The sequence below is a fragment of the Salinisphaera orenii subsp. orenii MK-B5 genome, from assembly GCF_003788635.1.
GTDB lineage: Bacteria > Pseudomonadota > Gammaproteobacteria > Nevskiales > Salinisphaeraceae > Salinisphaera > Salinisphaera orenii.
On sequence record NZ_AYKH01000006.1, the window covers coordinates 17905 to 39777 of the forward strand.

The 21873-nt window shown below is 67.4% G+C and carries 19 protein-coding genes and 1 other RNA gene; 12 read left to right on the plus strand and 8 right to left on the minus strand.

Going from position 1 to position 21873, the window contains the following annotated elements:
* The first annotated feature begins 16 nt into the window (after window positions 1–16).
* The 3 genes from smpB to SAOR_RS04385 all read left to right on the plus strand — a co-directional run bounded on the left by smpB (window position 17) and on the right by SAOR_RS04385 (window position 2882).
* Window positions 17–496, plus strand: coding sequence for an SsrA-binding protein SmpB (gene smpB / locus SAOR_RS04375; RefSeq protein ID WP_123590439.1), 480 nt, complete (start codon window positions 17–19; stop codon window positions 494–496).
* Window positions 497–572: 76 nt separating this feature from the next.
* Window positions 573–931: a transfer-messenger RNA gene (ssrA, locus tag SAOR_RS04380) on the plus strand.
* A gap of 187 nt (window positions 932–1118) precedes the next feature.
* Complete coding sequence (locus tag SAOR_RS04385) at window positions 1119–2882, plus strand: potassium/proton antiporter (RefSeq protein WP_123630378.1); 1764 nt, start codon at window positions 1119–1121, stop codon at window positions 2880–2882.
* Between the two features lie 12 nt (window positions 2883–2894).
* On the opposite strand, the gene SAOR_RS04390 is transcribed toward SAOR_RS04385, so the two are convergent.
* Complete coding sequence (locus SAOR_RS04390) at window positions 2895–3374, minus strand: DUF1249 domain-containing protein (RefSeq protein WP_123590407.1); 480 nt, start codon at window positions 3372–3374, stop codon at window positions 2895–2897.
* 50 nt (window positions 3375–3424) lie between these two features.
* Window positions 3425–4261, minus strand: coding sequence for a posphoenolpyruvate synthetase regulatory kinase/phosphorylase PpsR (gene ppsR, locus SAOR_RS04395; protein WP_123630379.1), 837 nt, complete (start codon window positions 4259–4261; stop codon window positions 3425–3427).
* A gap of 145 nt (window positions 4262–4406) precedes the next feature.
* Here ppsR and ppsA point away from each other — a divergent pair, with 145 nt between their 5' ends.
* From ppsA to SAOR_RS04415, 4 genes are read left to right on the plus strand one after another with little or no spacing between them, the layout of a single operon-like run.
* Entirely contained in the window at window positions 4407–6779 is a 2373-nt protein-coding gene (ppsA, locus tag SAOR_RS04400) for a phosphoenolpyruvate synthase (RefSeq protein ID WP_123630380.1), read from the plus strand.
* Window positions 6780–6810: 31 nt separating this feature from the next.
* Window positions 6811–7635 (plus strand): sulfurtransferase, encoded by an 825-nt coding sequence (locus SAOR_RS04405; protein ID WP_123630381.1) that lies wholly within the window; start codon window positions 6811–6813, stop codon window positions 7633–7635.
* Window positions 7635–8507 (plus strand): DMT family transporter, encoded by an 873-nt coding sequence (locus SAOR_RS04410; protein ID WP_123590410.1) that lies wholly within the window; start codon window positions 7635–7637, stop codon window positions 8505–8507. The genes SAOR_RS04405 and SAOR_RS04410 overlap by 1 nt, the downstream gene beginning before the upstream one ends.
* Window positions 8507–9502 (plus strand): MBL fold metallo-hydrolase, encoded by a 996-nt coding sequence (locus SAOR_RS04415; RefSeq protein ID WP_123630382.1) that lies wholly within the window; start codon window positions 8507–8509, stop codon window positions 9500–9502. The genes SAOR_RS04410 and SAOR_RS04415 overlap by 1 nt, the downstream gene beginning before the upstream one ends.
* A 10-nt stretch (window positions 9503–9512) precedes the next feature.
* Here the strand turns inward: SAOR_RS04415 and SAOR_RS04420 are convergent, their stop codons facing one another.
* The 5 genes from SAOR_RS04420 to SAOR_RS04440 all read right to left on the minus strand — a co-directional run bounded on the left by SAOR_RS04420 (window position 9513) and on the right by SAOR_RS04440 (window position 15943).
* Window positions 9513–11165, minus strand: coding sequence for a putative bifunctional diguanylate cyclase/phosphodiesterase (locus tag SAOR_RS04420; RefSeq protein ID WP_185015544.1), 1653 nt, complete (start codon window positions 11163–11165; stop codon window positions 9513–9515).
* A 132-nt stretch (window positions 11166–11297) separates the two neighbouring features.
* Entirely contained in the window at window positions 11298–12059 is a 762-nt protein-coding gene (locus SAOR_RS04425; protein ID WP_123630384.1) for a competence/damage-inducible protein A, read from the minus strand.
* A 64-nt stretch (window positions 12060–12123) separates the two neighbouring features.
* On the minus strand, window positions 12124–13893 hold the full coding sequence (icd, locus tag SAOR_RS04430) for an isocitrate dehydrogenase (NADP(+)) (protein ID WP_123630385.1): 1770 nt from the start codon (window positions 13891–13893) through the stop codon (window positions 12124–12126).
* Window positions 13894–13966: 73 nt separating this feature from the next.
* Window positions 13967–14308, minus strand: a complete 342-nt coding sequence (gene grxD, locus SAOR_RS04435) for a Grx4 family monothiol glutaredoxin (RefSeq protein ID WP_123590415.1) — start codon at window positions 14306–14308, stop codon at window positions 13967–13969.
* 66 nt (window positions 14309–14374) lie between these two features.
* Window positions 14375–15943 (minus strand): hydantoinase B/oxoprolinase family protein, encoded by a 1569-nt coding sequence (locus SAOR_RS04440; RefSeq protein ID WP_123630386.1) that lies wholly within the window; start codon window positions 15941–15943, stop codon window positions 14375–14377.
* 161 nt (window positions 15944–16104) lie between these two features.
* On the opposite strand from SAOR_RS04440, the gene SAOR_RS04445 reads away from it, so the two are divergent.
* The 3 genes from SAOR_RS04445 to argF all read left to right on the plus strand — a co-directional run bounded on the left by SAOR_RS04445 (window position 16105) and on the right by argF (window position 18875).
* Window positions 16105–16713: a superoxide dismutase gene (locus SAOR_RS04445; RefSeq protein WP_123590417.1), complete on the plus strand. Its 609-nt coding sequence runs from the start codon at window positions 16105–16107 to the stop codon at window positions 16711–16713.
* A 75-nt stretch (window positions 16714–16788) separates the two neighbouring features.
* Window positions 16789–17982 carry an acetylornithine transaminase gene (locus SAOR_RS04450; protein ID WP_123630387.1) on the plus strand — a complete coding sequence of 398 codons (1194 nt, stop codon included), beginning with the start codon at window positions 16789–16791 and terminating at the stop codon, window positions 17980–17982.
* Complete coding sequence (gene argF, locus SAOR_RS04455; RefSeq protein WP_123630388.1) at window positions 17979–18875, plus strand: ornithine carbamoyltransferase; 897 nt, start codon at window positions 17979–17981, stop codon at window positions 18873–18875. Before SAOR_RS04450 ends, argF begins: the two co-directional genes overlap by 4 nt.
* Before the next feature lie 12 nt (window positions 18876–18887).
* Here the strand turns inward: argF and egtD are convergent, their stop codons facing one another.
* Entirely contained in the window at window positions 18888–19892 is a 1005-nt protein-coding gene (egtD, locus tag SAOR_RS04460) for an L-histidine N(alpha)-methyltransferase (protein WP_123630389.1), read from the minus strand.
* 72 nt (window positions 19893–19964) lie between these two features.
* On the opposite strand from egtD, the gene egtC reads away from it, so the two are divergent.
* Both egtC and SAOR_RS04470 read left to right on the plus strand, forming a co-directional pair.
* A complete protein-coding gene (egtC, locus tag SAOR_RS04465) occupies window positions 19965–20732 on the plus strand; it encodes an ergothioneine biosynthesis protein EgtC (protein WP_123630390.1) in 768 nt (255 codons plus the stop codon).
* Window positions 20729–21862 carry an SUMF1/EgtB/PvdO family nonheme iron enzyme gene (locus SAOR_RS04470; RefSeq protein ID WP_185015545.1) on the plus strand — a complete coding sequence of 378 codons (1134 nt, stop codon included), beginning with the start codon at window positions 20729–20731 and terminating at the stop codon, window positions 21860–21862. Before egtC ends, SAOR_RS04470 begins: the two co-directional genes overlap by 4 nt.
* The last annotated feature ends 11 nt before the right edge of the window (window positions 21863–21873 follow it).

Sequence of the window (21873 nt, forward strand, 5' to 3'; positions counted from 1 at the left end):
CCGCTATACTACGCGTATGGCCAAGCAAAAAAACAGCAAGACGCCGAGCGCGACCATCGCGCTGAACAAACGCGCGCGTCACGATTTCTTCCTCGAGGACCGGCTCGAAGCCGGCCTCGTGCTCACCGGCTGGGAGGTCAAATCCCTGCGCGCGGGCAAGGGCCGGATCACCGAAGCCTACGTGCTGATCAAGGACGGCGAGGCGTTCCTGCTGGGCAGCCACATCCATCCGCTGGAGTCGGCCTCGACCCATATCAGCGCCGATCCGACGCGCACGCGCAAGCTGTTGCTGCACGAACGCGAACTGGCCACACTCATCGGCGCGACCGAACAAAAAGGCTATACCGTCGTGCCGCTGGCGATGTACTGGAAGCGCGGCAAGGCCAAGCTTGAGATCGCGCTCGCCAAGGGCAAGGCCAAATACGACAAGCGCCAGTCGAAAAAGGAACACGACTGGCAGCGCCGCAAGGCCCAGCTGCTGCGCAGCGACGGCTGATGGCGGACCGCACCCGGGCTTGAAATCGGCCCATCCCGCCGCATATCGAACACTGTTACAATGAACGGCCTTTTACGGGGGCGACATGGCTTCGACGCGGATGTCAAAACCCAAGGTGCATGCCGAGGTCGCAAATCACCTCGTTAATCAATTTGCAACCTAAGCTAGTTGCGAACGACGACAACTACGCTCTGGCGGCCTAAAACCCGCTAGCGTCCGCCCGGCAAGTGTCTGTGCTTCCGGATCCGGGCGTCGACACTCACAGACTCGCGGTAAGGCCCCGCTTCGGGCTGATCCGTTAAGAGCAAACGAAGATACGCGTACGTTTTCCCTGCCCGTCGGGTAACGTACGCCGACAATCAAAGACGGTATAAGCATGTAGACCCGAGGGTGGAGAATCCGCGGACGCGGGTTCGATTCCCGCCGCCTCCACCAGACCGAGGCCCCTGTCGATGATCGGCAGGGGCTTTTTAATGTCCGGACGCCTGCGACGTTCCGTTCGCGCGGCACGCACGACGTGGCGATGGCCTGCCGAGCTCTGTCAGGATGAGTGACGTCGGGGGCCGCGGCAGTTCGCCATCCCGTGTGCCACGACGACTCGTCGTGTATCGATGACGCGCCCATGATCGACACCAACGTCATACTGTTCTTCGTCGGCCTGCTGCTCTTTCTGAGCGTGCTCGCGAGTTCGTTGGCCCGTTTCGGGCCGCCGCTGCTGCTGATCTTTCTCATCGTCGGCATGCTCGCGGGCGAGGACGGGCCCGGACAGATCAACTTCAACAACGTGCCCGTCGCCTATTTCGTCGCCAATCTGGCGCTGGCGGTCATCCTTCTGGACGGCGGGCTGCGAACGCACTTCCAGACCTTTCGCGTGGCGTTGCGGCCCGCGCTGTCGCTGGCGACGTTCGGCGTGCTCATTTCGGCGACGCTGGCGGGCGCCTTCATCGCCGTGTGGCTGAATGTGGACTGGCGATACGGCCTGCTGCTGGGCTCGATCGTGGCGAGCACCGACGCCGCGGCGGTGTTCTCCCAGCTGCGCAATTCAGGCGTGACGCTCAACCAGCGCGTTTCCGCCACGCTCGAGATCGAATCGGGCACGAACGACCCGATGGCGATCTTCCTGGTCACCTTTCTGCTCGGCGCCATCGAGTCGGACAAGGGCTTCACGCCGTCGACGATTCTCTCGGAGATCGCGCATCAGTTCGGCATCGGCATCGCCGGCGGCATCGTGCTCGGCTATGTGCTGTCGTTTCTGATCTCGCGCCTGCGGCTGGTCGAGGGGCTCTACGCCCTGCTGATCGTCTCCGGTGGCCTGATGGCATTCACCGCCATCAACCAGCTCGGTGGGAGCGGTTTTCTCGGCATCTACGTCGTGGGCCTGGTCGTCGGCAATCGACGCAACCACGCCTCCGAGCATGTCTTCCGGGTGATGGACGGCCTCGCCTGGCTCGCGCAGGCGGGCATGTTTCTGGTGCTGGGGCTGCTGGTCAACCCGAATCAGCTCTGGGACCACGCCGGCTCGGCGGCGCTCATCGCATTGTTTCTGATCTTCGTCGCCCGCCCGGTGGCGGTATGGATGAGCCTGCTGCCCTTCCATTTTCCCTCGCGTGAACAGGGCTTCATCGCCTGGGTCGGCCTGCGCGGCGCCGTGCCCATCGTGCTTTCACTGTTTCCGTTGATGGCGGATCTCGAAGGCGGTCAGTTCCTGTTCGACATCACCTTCGCGGTCGTACTGGTCTCGCTGCTGATACAGGGCACGTCACTGGCCTGGATGGCCCGCCTGCTCAAGCTTCAGCTCCCGCGCGAGCCCGGCGCCGTGGCCCGGTTCGACTTCGAGGGCACGCGGCCGGACCCCTACATCCTGCTCGCTTTTCGCATCCAGCCGGCCTCGAGCCTGGCCGCCACGCAGGGCGACGCGCTGGCGCGTTTCGACAAGCTGCGCTGCATTGCGGTCACCCGCGGGCCGCGTCTGCTGTTCCCCAAGCGCGGCTTCGTCTATGCCGCCAACGACCTGCTGTATCTGATCACGCCGGAACGCCACGCCGAGGAACTGTCGTTGCTGTTTCGCGGCAAGAACCGCGACAGCGAGCCCGCCGCGCGCGCCTTCTTCGGCAGTTTCATCCTGCACGGCAACGCCACGATGGCGGAGCTGGCCACGGTCTACGGCGTAACGCTCGAAGCGCGCCAGGGCGAACTCGAGATCGCCGACTACATGCGTCGCCGGCTCCGGCGTCGGCCCGTGGAGGGCGACGTGGTCGACGTCGACGGCCTGCGCCTGACCGTGCGCACGCTCGACGCTGGCGTCATCGAAACGGTGGGCCTGCGGCTGCGCGAACCCGAGCGCCCCGAGGGCGGCAAGAAACCGCGGCCCCGGGGCGGGCGATAATCCGGCGAGCGGCTATTCGGCGTCGACGCGGCGGGGCCGATGGGCGCCGCCGAAGCTGTGGCCCTGCGCCAGACAGTAGGCCAGCCACTTGTTGAGCAGCAGATTGCGGGGCCACTGGTTTCCGAGCACGTCCTCGTCGATCTCGGGCAGGCCCGCGAGCGCGGCATAGCGCGAACGCGCGTCGCAGTAGATCGCCTCGGCGAGCTGGGCGTCGCGATACACCCGCAGACGCAGGTCGGGGTCCGGTCGGGCGTCGTCGCCTTCGCCGAACCAGTAGGTGAGATTGAGCGTGACGGTATAGCGGCAGCGCTCGAGCACGCGCAGATGCAGTGTCGCGTGTTCGCCGGGCGAACGGGCCTGGTCGAACGGCAGATCGATCTCGGGCACGAGCCGCTCGAACCGACGGTAGTTGCTCTCGTAGAGCCCCATCAGGCCGGTGAAGCTGCGCGGCTGTGCCGCGGCCAGCCAGTGATTGCGTTTGAGTCTGGGCATCCCGGGACTATACGGCACGCCTGCGGCTTTTCAAACGCGCCCGCCGGCGGCTAGAACGAGCGCCTGCGGATGTCCTTGTCCTGCATGATCAGCGTCGCGATCTCCTCGATCGATTTGTTGGTGGTCTCGGCATAAGGCAGCCCGTGTCGCTTGTACAGCCCCTCCGCCTGGCGCAGCTCGTAGCTGACCTGCGGCAGGGCGGCGTAGCTGCTGCCGCGACGCCGCTCGCTGCGGATATGATGCAGACGCTCCGGGTCGATCCACAGCCCATAGAGCTTGTCGCGATAGGGCTTGAGCGCCCGCGGCAGGCCGGTGCCCTCGAGATCCTCGTCGGTGAGCGGGTAGTTGGCGGCGTACACGCCGTGCTGCATGGCGAGATAGATGCACACCGGCGTCTTGCCGCAGCGCGACGGCGCCACCAATATGACCTGCGCCTGGTCGTAACCGCTTTCGCCGACGCCGTCGTCGTGGGTCAGCGCGTAGTTCATGGCATCGATGCGCGAGCGGTAGGTCGCTTCGTCGGCGATGCCGTGCGCCCGCCCCTCGCGATGTTCGGACTTGGTCTCGAGCGCGCGCTCGAGCTTGGGCACGAACGTGTCGAACAGATCGAGAAACAGCGCGCTGCTGTCGCGCAGTATCTCGCGCACGTCCTCGCTGACGGTGGTGGAGAACACAATCGGCTGGAGTCCGCTCGCGCGCCCGGTGTGCTCGATGTACTCGAGCGCCGAGCGCGCCTTCTCCGGCGTGTTGATGAACGGCAGCGTGGATTGTCGGAAACTGCGCTCGTCGAACTGGGTGAGCAGCGTCGCGCCCAGTGTCTCGGCGGTGATGCCCGTGCGATCGGACAGAAAGAAGATCGAACGTTGGGGGGTGTCGGCGTCGCTCATGCGCGACATCCTGCCCGAGCGCGGCCGTTCCGCCTAGGCCGGGTCCGGGCCGCGATCGCGCCATGGCAACCGTATACGGCGCGCACAGCCCGCGCGAGCGCGTGTAAAATGAGCGCCCATCGCTTGGTTTCCGAGGACGGTATTGGTGCAAAACGAGCACGTAGTGTGGTTCAGCCAGCTGGGTATGGACGATGTCGAGCGCGTCGGCGGCAAGAACGCCTCGCTCGGCGAAATGATCAGCCATCTCGCCGATGCCGGCGTCAACGTGCCGGACGGCTTCGCCACCACCGCCTCGGCCTACCGTGAGTTTCTGGCCCACGACGGCCTGGACGCACGCATCAACGCCGCACTCGACGCGCTGGACGTGAACGACGTCGACGCGCTGGTCGAGACCGGCGAAAAGATCCGTGGCTGGGTGCTCGAACACCCCTTCCCGCCCGATCTGGAAACCGCGATCCGCGATTCCTTCACCACCCTGGCCGGCGACAACGCCGACATCTCGGTGGCCGTGCGCTCCTCGGCCACCGCCGAGGACCTGCCCGACGCCTCCTTCGCCGGACAGCAGGAGACCTTTCTCAACGTGCGCGGGCTCGACAACGTCATGCTCGCGATCAAGGACGTGTTCGCCTCGCTGTTCAACGACCGCGCGATCTCGTATCGCGTGCACCGCGGCTTCGAGCACAGCCAGGTCGCCCTGTCGGCGGGCATCCAGCGCATGGTGCGCTCGGACACGGGCGCCTCGGGTGTGATGTTCACGATCGACACCGAGTCCGGTTTCGATCAGGTGGTGTTCATCACCAGTTCCTGGGGCCTGGGCGAAGCCGTGGTCCAGGGCGCGGTCAATCCCGACGAGTTCTATGTCTACAAGCCGAACGTGGACGCCAAGCGCCCGGCGATCCTGCGGCGCGTGAACGGCGGCAAAGCCGTGAAGATGGTCTATACGGCCGATCGCAGCCACGGCAAGACCACCGAATTCGTCGACGTCGAGGCCGCCGATCAGTCGCGTTTCTCTCTATCGGATGCCGACGCCGAAGCGCTGGCCGCCCAGGCGCTGATCATCGAGCGCCACTACGGCCGGCCCATGGACATCGAATGGGGCAAGGACGGCGAGACCGGCGAACTCTATATCCTGCAGGCACGCCCGGAGACGGTGAAATCCAACAGCGGCGGCCGCCTGGAACGCTATAAGCTCGACTCCCACGGCTATACCGTACTGGTCGAGGGCCGTTCCATCGGCCAGCGCGTGGGCGCGGGCCGCGTACGCAACGTCGCCTCGGTCAAGGAGATGAACAAGGTCGAGGACGGCGATATTCTGGTCACCGACATGACCGACCCCGACTGGGAGCCGGTGATGAAGCGCGCCTCGGCGATCGTCACCAATCGCGGCGGTCGTACCTGCCACGCCGCGATCATCGCACGCGAGCTCGGCATACCGGCGGTGGTCGGCACCGGCGACGGCACCGAACGGCTGGTCGACGGCACGCCCGTGACCGTGTCCTGCGCGGAGGGCGACACCGGCTACGTCTACGACGGCGAGATCGCGTTCAACGTCGACGAGGTCTCGCTCGAGAGCATGCCGGACATCGGCACCAAGATCATGATGAACGTGGGCAATCCGGACCGCGCCTTCGACTTCGCCATGATGCCCAACGAGGGTGTCGGCCTGGCGCGGCTCGAGTTCATCATCAACCGCCAGATCGGCGTGCACCCGCGTGCCCTGCTCGAATACGAGCAGCAGTCGCCGGCGCTGCAGAAGACCATCGACGCACACATCGCCGGCTACGACGACCCGGTCGGTTTCTACATCGACCGGCTGGTCGAGGGCATCTCGACCATCGCCGCGGCGTTCTCGCCCAAACCCGTGATCGTGCGGCTGTCGGACTTCAAGTCCAACGAATACGCCAATCTCATCGGCGGCGAGGCCTACGAGCCCGACGAGGAGAACCCGATGATCGGCTGGCGCGGCGCCTCGCGCTACCTCGCCGACGACTTCCGCGCCTGTTTCGAGCTGGAGCTGGCAGCGGTCAAGCGCGTGCGCGACGACATGGGCCTGACCAACGTCCAGATCATGATCCCGTTCGTGCGCACGCTGGCCGAAGCGAAGGGCGTCACCGACCTGCTGGCCGAGCATGGCCTGAAACGTGGGCAGGACGGGCTGCGCATCATCATGATGTGCGAACTGCCCTCGAACGCCGTGCTCGCCGACGAGTTCCTCGAATACTTCGACGGCTTCTCCATCGGCTCCAACGACATGACCCAGCTCTCGCTCGGTCTGGATCGCGACTCCGGCCTGATCTCGCATCTGTTCGACGAGCGCGATCCGGCGGTCAAGATCATGCTCGAGAAGGCCATCAGCGCCTGCAAGCGCAACGACAAGTACGTCGGCATCTGCGGCCAGGGCCCGTCCGACTATCCGGATCTGGCGAAATGGCTACTCGATCAGGAGATCGAGAGCATGTCGCTCAATCCGGACACGGTCGTCAGCACCTGGCTCTATCTCGCCGGCAAGACGGTCTGAACCCACGCCGCAACGCGACCGGAGAACCCCGATGGCCCGCAAACTGCCGCTTTTCGTCGACCCCGAACAGCTTCACGACGTCCTCGGCCTGCCCCACGTGCAGATCGTGGCCGTCGATCCGGCCGGCGACTACGCCCGCGCGCACATACCCGGCGCCCTGCAGATCGACATGCCCGACTTCACCGCCAGCGCGCCGCCGGTTGCCGGGCTGCTGCCGGACGAGGCCACGCTCGCCGAGGCGCTGTCGGACGCCGGGCTGCGCAACGACGCCCATATCGTGGCCTACGACCGCGTCGGCGACGGCCAGGCCGCACGCCTGCTGTATACGCTGGACGTGATGGGCCATTCGGATCTGTCGCTGCTGGACGGCGGGCTGGCGGCCTGGCACGAGGCCGGCTTCGAGCTCGAGGACGGCCAACCCCAGGCCGGCCGCAGCGCGTTCGAGGTCACCCGCCAGCCCGACGGCATCGCCGACCGGGCGTGGATCGAGCAGCATCTGGACGACAATCACGTCAGCTTTCTGGATGTGCGCAGTGCCGCGGAATACGCCGGTGCCGATGTGCGCAGCGCGCGCGGCGGCCACATTCCGGGCGCCATCAGCCTCGACTGGCTGCACTTCAAGGACGCGCGGGGTCGGCTACGCCCGCGCGCCGAGCTGCTGGAGATCCTGTCCCAGCACGGCGTGGATTCGCAGTGCGACATCACGGCGTACTGCCAGAGCCACGTGCGTTCGTCCTATGCCTACCTGGTGCTCAAGTATCTCGGCTATCCGCAGGTACGCGGCTATCCCGGCGCCTGGTCCGAGTGGGGCAACGTCGACGACACGCCGGTGCGGACCCCGTCCGACCCGGCCTGATGCGCCAGGAACTCGGCCGCGGCGCCGCATTCGCGATCGGCGGCGCCGCGGCGTTCGCGTGCATGAGCGCGCTGATCAAGCTCGCCGGCAGCGACCTGCCGAATCCGGTCATCGTCTTCTTCCGCAACCTGTTCGCGCTTGTCGCACTGCTGCCGTGGCTCGCAGCCACCGGGCGTTCGCGGCCGTCGATGCGAACGGCCCGGCCGGGCATGCATCTGCTGCGCACGGCCACCGGGCTGGGCGCGATGTACTGTTTCTTCTACGCGATTTCCCAGATGCCACTGGCCAGCGCGGTGCTGCTGAACTATAGCCAGCCGCTGTTCCTGCCCTTCATCGCCTGGGCGTGGGTCGGCGAGCGCCCGCCGACACGCATCTATCCCGCCGTGCTCGTGGGGTTCGTCGGCGTCATCCTGATCCTCAAGCCCGGCCTGGACTGGGCCGGCCCGGCTGGCCTGGCCGGGCTCGGCGCCGGCATCCTGGCCGCCACCTCGATGGCCTCGATCCGGCGCATGTCCACCACCGAGCCGACGCTGCGGATCGTGCTCTATTTCAGTGTCCTGGCCACACTGTTCTCGGCACTGCCCGCCGCCGCGTTCTGGCAGACCCCCGACACGACCGCCTGGCTGGCCCTGGCCGCGGCGGGCGTGGTCGCGACCGCCGGTCAGCTGCTGCTGACACAGGCCTATACGCTCGCGCCTGCGGCGCATATCGGCGCACTGATCTACACCACCGTCCTGTTCGCGGCCCTCATCGGCTGGCTGGTCTGGCATGAAACGCCGGACGCGCTCAGCCTCGCCGGCGGCGCGGCCGTGATACTGGCCGCGGTGATCGTGGTGTTCGCGCGCCGCGCATCGCCGGGTCGGGCGACGTGATGCGTCGGCTTGCACGCTTCATACGCGGGCGCACGCCGGAGCCGGCGGAGCGCTCCGACCACTTCGACGGCCGTCGTTTCCACAATCCGGACCCCGTGTCGCGCGGCCCGGGCGCGCTGTGGCGATGGTATCGCGAGCGCGAACGCAACCCGTGGAGTCGTATGACCGACTTCGCGCGGCCCGCGCCGCCGCCGGCGCGCGCGGACGGGCTCGCCGTGACGTGGATCGGGCACGCCACCACACTGATCCAGGCCGCCGGTCACAACGTCCTGACCGACCCGGTCTTCTCCGAGCACGTCGGGCCCGTTCCGGGCCTCGGGCCGCGGCGCTACCATCCGCCCGGCCTCGCGTTCGACGACCTCCCGGCGATCGACACGGTGCTCATCAGCCACGCGCACTACGACCATCTCGACCGGCCGACGATCCGACGACTGATCGCGCACTTCAATCCGCTTTTCGTGGCCGCCGCCGGCCTCTCGGACTGGCTCGTGGCGGCCGGCGCGCGGCGCATCGTCACGCTGGACTGGTGGCAGAACACCCGTGTCGGCGACGCGATGACCGTGACCGCGACACCGGCGCGGCACTGGTCCCGACGGGGGCTGACCGATCGCAACCGCGCGCTCTGGGTGGGCTACTGGATCGAAACCGCGGGCGCCAGCCTGTTCTTCGCCGGCGACACCGGCTTCGGGCCGCATTTTAGCGAGATCCGTCACCGGCTCGGCGCGCCCGCCGTCGCGCTGCTGCCGATCGGCGCCTACGCGCCGCGCTGGTTCATGGCGCCCCAGCACATGAACCCGCAGGACGCCGTGCAGGCGCACCGGGAACTGGGGGCCGGACACAGCCTCGGCATCCACTTTGCGACCTTCAAGCTCAGTGACGAGGAACAGTGGGCGCCCGTAGCGGCGCTCTCCCGGGCCCGCGCGGCCGCGGGCCTGCCCGAGGCGAACTTTCAGGCCCCTGCCTTCGGCCAGCGCGTGGTCTTCATCGACGACTGAAGACTTGGCGCTATGCGCTGTGATTCGAGCGCGTCTCCGGCCCGGCGGGCCCGCCGGCGGAGGCATGATATAGGTCCCAGGCGCCGAGCCAGTCCCTGAACTTGTCCTCGGGCATCGGCCGTCCGATGTAATAGCCCTGCATATAATCACAGCCCAGCTGCCGCAGGCGCTCGGCCTGTGATTCCGTCTCGATGCCCTCGGCGACCGCTCGCAGTTCCAGGGCATGGGCCAGCCCGATCGTCGCCTGCACGATGGACAGATCGGTCCGCGAGACGAGCATGTCCTCCACGAACGACCGGTCGATCTTGATCTCGCTCGCCGGCAGACGCTTGAGATAGGCGAGCTGCGAGTAACCGGTGCCGAAATCGTCGATCGAGATGTGCACGCCCATGTTGGCCACGCGGGTGACGACATCGAGCGTGCGCTGCTGGTCGGCCATGAGCGTATCCTCCGTGATCTCGACGGTGAGATACCGGCTCGGCAGATCCACCGCCGCCAACAGCTCGGCCAGCGCATCCGGAAAATGCGGGTCTAGCAGGGTCCGGGCGGACAGATTCACCGAAATGCCCAGCGGCCAGCCCGCGGCATGCAGATCGGCGGCACTGGACAGTGCCCGTTTGAGCACCCAGTTGGACAACTCGCTGATCAGGCCGCTGCGCTCGGCCCGCGGAATGAAGTCGCCCGGCATGATCAGTCCGCGCCGCGGATGCTGCCAGCGCACGAGCGCCTCGACGCCTTGCACGCGATCGGCCGCGATGTCGACGATCGGCTGGAGATGCAGGACCAGCTGATCCTCCTCGATGGCCGCGCGCAGCTCCGAGCTCAGACTGTGCATTTCGGCGTCGTGCAGCGACTCGCGCGCGGTAACGAGCGCGAAGCCGCCGCCCTGGGTCTTGGCGCGGTGCATGGCGCCCTCGGCGGCGGCAAGCAGGCTGTGACTGTCACGCCCGTTCTCGGGATAGATCGCACCACCGATGCTGCCGGCCAAGTTCAGCGACAGGCTGTCCAGCGCGCAGGGCGGCTCGAGCTCGTGCTCGATGCGGCGCGCGACCGTATCGAGCACCTCGGCCGAGCGCAGCGGATCCAGCAGCACGGCGAAGCTGTCGCCGCCGAATCGCGCGACCAACGCCTGCTCGGACAGCGCGGCATCGAGGCGTCGGGCCACGCTCTTGAGCACGCGATCGCCGTTGGACGAACCGAATTGGTCGTTGACTTCCGAGAAGCCGTCGAGGTCGATGATCATTACGGCGACGCGGGAGCGGCTCAGATTGGCGGCCGCCACGGCGGACTCGAGGCGCTCCACGAAATAGGCGCGATTGGCGAGGCCCGTCAGCGCGTCGAGATCGTCGGCGCGCCGCGCGCGCGCCTCGAGAAGCGCCCTGTCGGCTTGCAGTCGCCGCGTATCGTCCCGCGCGAACGCGATCGCGCGATCCGACAGCAGCACCCCCACGTACTGGCCCCAGAGCGCGAAGACCAGGGGCAGCAGCAGATCGAGAACCAGCAGCCCCACGTTGTCACGATGCGCGTCGAGGAGATTGGCCGCCGTCAACGCCTCGCCGGCCAGCAGCACGGTCGCCAGTGTGGCCACAACGATCACCGCCAACGCGATGAGCACGCCATAACAGGCGTAGCGCGTCAGCTGGCTGCGCAGTGTGCGGGCCACGTCCGGCAAACATGCGGCATGGTGTCGCTGCACGTTATCTTCCCCCCAAGACCGGTCACCCTGACTCTAGCACCGACCGGATGGCTTGCGCAGTTTCTTTTGAACAATCAGAAATCTAGACGTTCACGTTCGTCACGGCGTCGACTCCCGCCCGAGCGGCACACCGGCGTCCCGGAAAGTGTTCTTCAGATCCTCGAACGCGGCCCGGGCCGCCGCCGGGGCGCCGCGCACCCCGAACTCGATGACGCGCGCGCCACCGGCGTTGGGCAGACAGGCGATACGCACGCTCGGGTGGGCGTCCATCAACGTCTGCATGGGATCGATCAGCGCGCTCTCCGGTGTATCCAGCACTTCGACCAGCAACTCCACGTCGCGCTCGAGCCGATGCAGATGCCGGTAGTGCGTGTCCAGCACCCATTCGATCATCGGCCAGGCCATGTTCGGAAACCCCGGCACGAAATGATGATCGCCGAACGAAAAGCCCGGCACGCGATTGACCGGGTTGGGTATCACGCGCGCGCCAACCGGCCACTCAACCATGTGGATGCGCTTCGGGTAGGCGTCCTCGCCGAAGCGCTCCTCCAGAATGCGGCGCCCTTCGGCGTTGAACTCGAGCTCGACCCCCGCCGCCGCGGCCGCACACTGGCGTGTCCGATCGTCCGGCGTCGCACCGATACCGCCGAAACTGAACACGATATCCGGCCCGGCCAGCGTCTCCCGCAGGGTCTGTTCGAGCACTTGGGCGTCGTCGCCGACCATGCGGGCCCACGACAATTCCATCCCGCGCGCAGCGAGCAGCTCGATCGCCTTGGGCATGTGCTTGTCCGTGCGCTTGCCGGACAACAGCTCGTCGCCGATGAGCACGAGGCCCACCCGCGTGGACTGCGGACTCATAGCGCGCGCACGCCCAGGGGCCACGTCCGCACGTGGCCCCTGGGCGACGCCGTCATGGTCGCGATCAGGCTTCCGGCAACCAACCCGACTGCTCGATGGCACCGAAGATATCGGTCTCGGTGGTGATGCCGAGCAGCTCGCCGTCCTTGTTGGCCACCAGCAGGCGACTGATGTTCTTCTCGGCGATGACGTTGGCCGCCTCGTGCAGGTGCGTCTCGGGCGCCACCGTGACCACCGGCCGCGTCGCGATCTGGCCGACGTTGATGTCGGTCGGCGACTTGTTGTCGCGCACGATCTTGGTGACGATGTCGCGCCGGGTCATGATGCCCCACTCGCCCGAGTCGTTGGGCTCGACGACCAGCGACGAGACCTCGTTCTTGCGCATCTCGTGCATGGCGTCGTGCACGGACGTCTCGTCGGTGACCGTGATCAGCGAACGCGTCATCACATCCGAGACCGACGTCGGCGTACGGCCGCTGGCGATCATCTCCTCCATCGGCTGGAGCAGACGCCGGATCTCGCGCTGCTTGCGCTCGCGGGCGAGCTTGTCCGAGCGCTGCTGGCGCTTGGTCTCGAGATCGATGCCGCCTTGGATCTGCTCGATCAGCGCATCCGCGAACTGGCTGGTGCCGACTTCTGTGGCGCCTTCCATGTTGCGGGCGAAGTCGTAGGTCACGATGCCGTCAGCCAGCACTTCCGGATACGCGAGGCTGATCAGATCGGCGGCTTCCTGCCAGCCGAGGTATTCGAGCATGTTCACGCCCGAGAACAGCAGCGAACCGGGATTGACCTTGTTCTTGTCGGCGTACTTGGGCGCGGTCCCGTGGGTGGCCTCGAACACGGCGATGTTGTCGGACATGTTGGCACCCGGCGCGATGCCGATACCGCCGACCTCGGCCGCCGCCGCGTCCGAGAGATAGTCGCCGTTGAGATTCATCGTGGCCAGGACGTCGAAATCGTCCGGACGCAGCAGCATGAGCTGGAAGATGATGTCGGCGATGCGGTCCTTGATCACGATCTTGCCTTCCGGCTGACGACCGTTGTACTCGGAGTACAGCTGGTCCTCGGTGATCGTGCAGTGGCCGAATTCCTCCCGCGCGACTTCATAACCCCAGGCACGGAAAGCGCCCTCGGTGAACTTCATGATGTTGCCCTTGTGCACCAGGGTCACCGATTCGCGGCCGTTGTCGATCGCGTACTGGATGGCCTTGCGCACCAGGCGTTTGGAGCCGAACTCGGAGATCGGCTTGACGCCCAGGCCGGCGTCCTCGAAGAACTCCGCGCCCATCTCCTCGCGCAGGAACTTGGCGAGTTTCTTGTTATCGTCGCTGCCCGACTGCCACTCGAGGCCGGCGTAGACGTCCTCGGTGTTCTCGCGAAAGATCACCACGTCGACCTTGCCCGGATCCTTGAGCGGGGACGGCACGCCGGCGTAGTGGCGCACCGGGCGCACGCAGGCGTAGAGATCCAGCGACTGGCGCAGAGCCACGTTCAGCGAACGAAAGCCCTCGCCCACCGGCGTGGTCAGCGGGCCCTTGATCGCGACCCACAGGTCCTTGATCGCCTCGAGGGTCTCGTCCGGGAAATAGTCGCCGTTGTAGATGCCGGCGGCCTTTTCGCCCATGTAGAGCTCGGCCCAGTGAATCTTGCGCTTGCCGCCATAGGCCTTCTCCACCGCCGCATCCCAGATGCGCAGGCAGGCCTTGCTGATGTCCGGGCCGATACCGTCACCCTCGACGAAGCCGAGGATGGGGTTGTCGGGAACGTGCATGGTGTCGTTCTCGACCGTGATCTTCTGCCCGTCCTCCGGCAGACGCACATGCTTGTAGGCCATTCGCCTCTACTCCTTGAATCGACGTGTTCGGTTCCGGCCGCGGCGCCCGCGGCCGGTTGCGCGCGTTACGCGCTTATTTGGCGCCTTCGTTCTCGGCGACGGCGTTTTCCAGCATCGGCTTGAGCTCGCCGGACTGGAACAGATCGATGACGATGTCCGAACCGCCGATCAGTTCGCCGTTGACGTAGAGCTGGGGGATCGTCGGCCAGTTGGAATACAGCTTGACGCCCTGGCGATAGATCTCCTCGTCATCGAAGACGTTGACCGCCATGAACGGCACGCCGCAGGCCTTGAGCGCCTCGGCGCTGCGCGCGGAAAAGCCGCACTGGGGGAAATCCGGGGTGCCCTTCATGTACAGGACGACCGGATTGCCTTCGACTTCCTGCTTGATGATTTCCATTGCCTTCGCACTCATGGCGCTGTCCTTTGCTTCGAAATCGGTTTCACCTGCCAAATTATAACGCGGCTGTCGAGCGGCCGTTCAGGAGGGCGGCCCGTGACCGCCGCCGCCGGCGGAGGTGATCCGCAGCCGCTGTCGCGGCTGCGCCGTGCCCGTGCACTTGCCGGGCAGCGAACGCTCGTCGAGCCGGTTCTCGCCGCGGGCGCCGTCGCCGCCGCCGGCGCGTCCCCAGGGCGCGCGCCGGCGGCGTTCGGTGAGCAGCGTGTAGTCGGTCGCCGCGAGGAACATCAGTTCGCGCTCGATGCCGTCGCCGCCCGCACGCGCGCCCGCGCCGCCGCTGCCGCGGCGTACCGCGTAGCGCGTCACCCGCATCGGAAAATGGCGTTCGAGCACTTCCACCGGGGTGTTCAGCGTGTTGGTCATGTGCGCCTGGACCGCCGAAGCCCCGGGCCGCTGGGGCCCGGCGCCGAGCCCGCCGCCCATCGTCTCGTAGTAGTCCCAGGGCGATTCGTCGGCGTGCGATCCCAGCGCCACGTTGTTCATGCTGCCGTGACTGGCCGCCGGCACGCGCTCGGGCACGGCATCGGCGATCGCGCCGAGCACCGCGTCGACCACGCGCTGGCTGGTCTCGACATTGCCGGCCGCCACCGCGTGCGGCGCGCGGGCATTGAGCAGCGAGCGTTCCGGCACGCTGAGGCTGATGTCGTCGAAGGCGCCGGCGCAGGCCGGCAGCTGCGCCGGCATCAGGCAGCGCAGCGCATACAGCACCCCGGCAGCGGTCACCGAGAGCGGGCAGTTCACGTTGCCCGCGACCATCGGGCTGCTGCCGGCGAAGTCCACGTGCACGCGAGAGCCTTCGACGTCGATGCAGCAGGCGATGGCCAGGTCGGTGCTGCCCTGGCCGTCGTCGTCGAGATAGTCGGTGAAGCGGTAGCGTCCGTCCGGCAGTGCCGCGAGTGCGCCGGCCGCGAGCTGGCGTGCATAGCCGTTGTAATCCGCGAGCCGACCTTCGAAGGCATCGACATCCGGATACTCATCGACGAGTGCGGCGAGCCGGGCCATGCCGACCCGGTTGGCCGCGATCTGCGCGGAGAAATCGCCGCGGGCGATATCGGGGTTGCGCAACCGTGTCAGCCAGCCGCCCAGGACCGACTCGTCGATCGCGTCCTCGCGGACCAGCGCCACCGGCGCGATCACGAGGCCTTCCTCCGCCAGATCCGTGGACAGGGGCATGGAGCCCGGCGAGTCCGCGCCGATGTCGGCGTGGTGGGCCCGGTTGACCACGAAGGCCGCGATCCGGTCGCCGACGAACAGGGGCGCGATCAGGGTCACGTCCGGCAGATGGGTGCCGCCCAGATACGGGTCGTTGAGCGCGACCATCTCACCGGGCCGCCACTCGCGCGCCGCCACGATGTCGGCCATCGCATAAGCCATGCTGCCCAGATGCACGGGGATGTGCGCGGCTTGGGCGCAGAGCCGGCCCGCGGCGTCGAACACGGCACAGGAATAGTCGAGCCGGTCGCGGATGTTGGGCGAGAAGGCGGCCTGGGCCAGGCGTGCGCCCATCTCCTCGCAGACGGCGGTGATGCGACTGGCGAACACGGCCAGTTCGATCGCGTCGTGACCGCGGGTATCGGCGGGGCAAGTCATTGCGCGAGCATAGCAATCGCAACGGCCGCCGTCAGGCGCCATGCCGGCGATGCGGCCTCAGTAGAAACCCGCAGAATCACCGTGATGCTTTGAAAATCGACTCGAAACCCCTATATAAAGTCGAGGCGTTGATTCACTCATCTCAGAAGAAGGGATACGTCATGGCATTTGAACTGCCCGATCTACCGTACGACTACGATGCACTCGAACCGTACATCGACGGTCGTACGATGGAGATTCACTACGAGAAGCATCACAACGCGTATCTGACCAAGTTCAAGAAGGCGATCGAGGGCACGGAGCTCGAGGACCAGGATCTCGAGACCATTCTCTCGAAGGCCGGCCAGCACGGCCCCGGCGTGCGCAACCAGGGCGGTGGCTTCTACAACCACAACATCTTCTGGCAGTGCATGTCGCCCTCGGGCGGCGGCAAGCCGACCGGTGATCTCGCCAAGGCGATCGATTCGAGCTTCGGCTCCTTCGACGAGTTCAAGGAGCAGTTCACGAATGCGGCCACCGGCCTGTTCGGCTCCGGCTTCGTCTGGCTCGTGCCGCAGGGCAATCAGCTGCGGATCGTGTCCACCCAGAACCAGGACAACCCGATCATGGATGTCGTCTCCGAGGACGGCAAACCGGTGATGGGGCTGGACGTCTGGGAGCACGCCTTCTATCTGAAGTATCAGAACCGCAAGCCGGAATACGTCGAAGCCTGGTGGAACGTCGTCAACTGGGACGGCATCGCCAAGCGCTACGAGGACGCCAAGGGCTAAACACCCGCTCCGGTTGCGCTAGAATGCAGCCCCGTCGCTCTGCGGCGGGGCTGTTTTCATTGATACGCCGCAGCCATGACGCATTCCCATCTGATTCCGACCTACAAGCGCCAGCCCGTGGCCTTCGAGCGCGGCGAAGGCGCCTGGCTGTTCGACACCGCCGGCCGGCGCTACCTGGACGCCCTCTCGGGCATCGCGGTGAATGCGCTGGGGCACGCCCATCCGGCTCTGACCGCCGCGATCGGCGAACAGGCCGACCGTCTGCTGCATACCTCCAACCTCTACGAGATCGAGGTCCAGTCAAGACTGGCGGACCGCCTCTGCGAGCTCGCCGGCATGGACGCCGTGTTCTTCGGCAACAGTGGCAGCGAAGCCAACGAGGCCGCCATCAAGCTCGCGCGCCTGCACGGCCACGGTCGCGGCATCGACACACCGCGCGTCGTGGTGATGGAGAGCGCCTTCCACGGCCGCACGCTGGCCGCCCTGGCCGCCACCGGCAATCCGTCGGCACAGCAGGGGTTCGAGCCGCTGCCCGAGGGCTTCGTGCGCGTGCCCTACGGCGACCTCGAGGCCATCCGCGCGCTGGACGGCGACATCGCGGCAGTGCTGGTCGAGCCCATCCAGGGCGAAGGCGGCGTGCGTGTGCCGCCGGCGTCGTTTCTTCCCGGTCTTCGCGCGCTGTGCGATACGCGCGGCTGGCTGCTGATGGTCGACGAGGTCCAGACCGGCGTGGGGCGCACCGGCGACTGGTTCGCCCACCAGGCGAGCGGGATCACGCCGGACGTCATGTGTCTGGCGAAAGGACTCGGCGGCGGCGTGCCCATCGGCGCGACGCTGGTGGCCGGGCCGGCACGCGAACTGTTCGGCCCCGGCAGCCACGGCTCGACCTTCGGCGGCAATCCGCTGGCCTGCCGGGCCGCGCTGGCGGTACTCGACACGATCACCGACGACGGCCTGCTCACCCATGCCCAGGCGATGGGCGAATCCATCCGCGGCCAGATCGAAGCGCGGGTCGGCGGTCTCGACGTGGTGCGGGACATCCGCGGCGCCGGGCTGATGATCGGCATCGAACTGGCCCGGCCCTGCCCGGAGCTCGTCGAGGCCGCCCGCGAACGCGGCGTCCTGCTCAACGTGACCGCCGGCTCGGTCATCCGCCTGCTGCCACCGCTGATCATCGCGCCGCCCGAAGTCGAGCGGCTCGTGGACACCGTCTGCGAGCTGATCGAGAACGCGGCGGCTTCCGACAACGACACACGAGCCAACGCATGACAGTCCGCCATTTCCTCAGCCTCGACGACCTCGGCGCCGACGGCATCCGCCGCGTGATCGACAGCGCCATCGCGCTGAAGGCCAGGCCGCCGCGCAAGCCGCCGCTAGCCGGCCGGACGCTGGCGATGCTGTTCGAGAAAGCCTCGACGCGCACCCGGGTTTCCTTCGAGGCGGGCATGACCCAGCTCGGCGGCCATGCCATCTTCCTGTCGCCGGCCGACACCCAGATCGGGCGCGGCGAGCCGGTCGAGGACACCGCACGCGTGCTCTCGCGCATGGCCGACGCGATCATGATCCGCAACCACTCGCACGACACGCTCGAGCGTTTCGCTGCCTATTCGCGGGCCCCGGTCATCAACGGGCTGACCGACCGCCTGCATCCCTGCCAGCTGCTGGCCGATCTCCAGACCTACACCGAGCACCGCGGCGACATCGCCGGCCGGACGGTGGCCTGGATCGGTGACGGCAACAATATGTGCAACTCCTGGCTGCACGCGGCGCGCCTGCTCGATTTCACGCTGCGCGTGGCGGCACCGCCCGGGTATCAGCCGGAGGCGCGGATCGTCGAGGCCGCCGGCGCGCATGCCGTGATCTGCGAGGACGCCCCCGGCGCCGCCGACGGCGCGGACCTGGTGGTCACCGACGTCTGGGCCAGCATGGGCGACGAGGACGACCGCGAGGCGCGACTGGCGGATTTCGCCAACTTCCAGGTCAACCGCGCGCTGATGAGCTGGACCGCCGACGATGCCCTGTTCATGCATTGCCTGCCCGCGCACCGGGGCGAAGAGGTCAGCGCCGAGGTGATCGACGGGCCGAGCAGCGTCGTCTGGGATGAGGCCGAGAATCGACTCCACGCGCAGAAGGCGCTGCTGCTCGATCTGCTGGACGCCTGACGGCGCCCTGACTCAGCCGTCGCCGTCGGCGCGCCCGGCCAGAACCAGCGAGTAGTCGCCGCCCTCGGCCTCGTGATGGGCGGTCGCGGCGAGGCCCGCGGCGGCCAGAAGACGCTCGATGGAGGCCGGCGTGAACTTGTGGCTGAACTCGGTGACGATCTCCTCGCCAGCCGCCATGTCGATGACGGTGTCCAGCGCACCCAGGCGCACGCTGTGGTCGTGCCCGGCGGCCAGCCGCATCTCGATGCGTTCGTGTTCGGTGTCGAACACCGCCCGGTGGCGATAGTCGGCGACCGGGAAATCCGCATCCAACTCGCGATTGAGGACCGTGAGCACGTTGCGGTTGAAGGCTGCGGTCACCCCCTCGGCGTCGTCGTAGGCCGCCTCCAGGCGGCCGCGGTCCTTGACGCGATCCAGGCCCAGCAGCAGGCGATCGTCGGCGCGCATCAGCGCGGCGATCTCGCGCAGCATCGCAATGGCCGCGGCGGGCTCGAAATTGCCCAGCGTGCCGCCGAGAAAGACGATCAGTCGACGGCCGCTATGCGGCAGCGGCAGCCGGCCCAGACCGCCGGTGTAGTCGCCGATCAGCGCATGCACGGACAGCCACGGATAGCGGCCCACCAGATCCGCGCCGGCGTCGAGCATCATCTGCGCGCTGACGTCGAAGGGCCAGTAGACCGGATGCCGGCCGAGCCGGTCGCAGGCCGCCAGGAGATGGCGGGTCTTGCGCGAGCTGCCGCTGCCCAGCTCCAGCATGTGGTCGGGCGATGCCGCCTCCACGATCGAGCCGGCATGGGCGGCGAGCAAGGCCTCCTCGGCGCGTGACGGATAGTACGCCGGGGTCGCGCAGATGGCCTCGAACAGCTCGGAGCCGTGGTCGTCGTAGAAGTACTTCGCCGGCAGCCAGCGCGGCCGCGACAGCAGCCCGGCCCGGACATCGTCGGTGAGCGTGGCCACCGCACGATCCGGGGTGACCACGGAACTGGCAAGCCGGTCGGTCTGTTCTGAAACGCGCATGAATCAGCGATTTGGCGTGATGGCGTCGGAGGTTATCATGCGCCGATAATCCCGATACCCGGTCGACTACGGATGTGTCGCATCGCCGCCTACATGGGCGCGCCCGGTTTCCTGAACGATATCCTGCTCGCGCCCGAACACGGGTTGAGCCGACAGGCCTGGGACGCGCGCGAGATGGAAAGCGCCACGGTCAACGCCGACGGCTGGGGCGCGGCCTGGCTGGACGACGACGACCGCCCCGCGGTCTATCGCAACATCCTGCCGATCTGGGCGGACGTCAACGTCGAGCCGCTGGCCCGCAGCCTGCGATCGCGGCTGTGGCTGGGCAACGTGCGCAGCGCCACGCCGGGGCTGGGCACCGATCACGCCAACACGCAGCCGTTCTGCGACGAGCACCTGATGTTCACCCACAACGGCTTCGTCGATCGCTTCGCGACCACGCTGCGGGCGAGACTGCGGGCCGAGCTCGCACCCGCCGTGGAGACCTCGATCGTCGGCAACACCGATTCCGAGTATCTGTTCGCCCTGCTCCGCCAGCAGGCCGGCGACCCGGTGACCCGTGTGCGCACGGCCATCGCCCTGCTGCGCGGATGGCTCGCCGAGACGCCGGATGTGCGCGCGCTGCTCGCCTTCGTGCTGACCGACGGCGAGCGGCTGGTCGCGGTGCGCACCGCCATCAATGCGCGCGCGCCGTCGCTGTATTATCACGCCGATTGGCGGGCCGGCACGATGATCGCCTCCGAACCCTTCGACACCGACTCCGGATGGACACGGATCGAAACCGACACACTGGTCGTAGTAGACAGGCAGAGTTCAGTCCCCGTTGTCGAAACACTATGAACCCACCGTTTCCTCACCGCCTGGCCGGTCTGCGTGCGGCGAGCCGCGGCATGCTCGACGCCGTGCCCGAGCACGATCTCACACGCCAGAGCCATGCCGAGCTCAGCCCGCTGCTCTGGCACGTCGGGCATGTCTTTTTCGTCGAGCACTACTGGCTGGCGGAATGCGTGTTCGGCGACCATGACATCACCGACCACTGGCGCACGCTGTATTTTCCCGAACTCTGCGCCAAGGGCGAGCGCAGCGCCCGTCTGCCCGACCCGGACGCGATGCGCGACTGGACCCGCGCCGTGGCGGCGCGCAGCGACGCCTACTGGGCCGCCACCGCGGAGATGGATCATGCCCTGCTGACCGACGGCTATCTGGAGGCGTTCGTGCGCCAGCACTACGCCCAGCATCTGGAGACCATGCGTCTGGCCTGCGACCAGCTCGCACTCGGACATGCGACGCGGCCGGCCGCCACCGCCCTGGCGCCCGCCTCTCCCGAGTGCGCAACCACCCACGTGCCGGCCCATACCGCGACCATCGGCACGGACGACGTGGCGGCCTACGACAACGAAAAGCCGGCGTTCGAGACCCGCGTCGCCGCCTTCGACATCGCCGATGGTCCGGTGACCAATGCACAGTGGCTCGGCTTCATGGAGGCTGGCGGCTATTACCGGCCTGAGCTCTGGGACGCGGCCGGCTGGGCCTGGCGCGAGGCCGCCGGCGTCACCCACCCCCAGCACTGGCGACCGGCGGAGGGCCACGGCTGGCACGTGCCCGGCGACGGCGAACATACGATCGCCGACGCCCCGGTCCACGGCATCGGCTGGTACGAAGCGCGCGCCTTCGCCCGCTACGCGAACGCGCGGCTGCCCGCGGAAATCGAATGGGAAGCCGCGCGCCGGGCGGACTGCCTGCGTGACCTGCACCGGGTCTGGGAATGGTGTGCGGACGCCTTCCATCCCTATCCCGGCTTCACCGCCTTCCCCTACGAAGCCTATTCGCAATCGTGGTTCGACGGCGACCATTTCGTGGCCCGCGGCGGCAGCCGCCATACCGAGCCCGACGTGCTGCGTCCGGGCTTTCGCAACTTCTATCCGCCAGCCCATCGCCACGTGCGCGCCGGCCTGCGGCTGGCGTTCTAGATACCATCTTG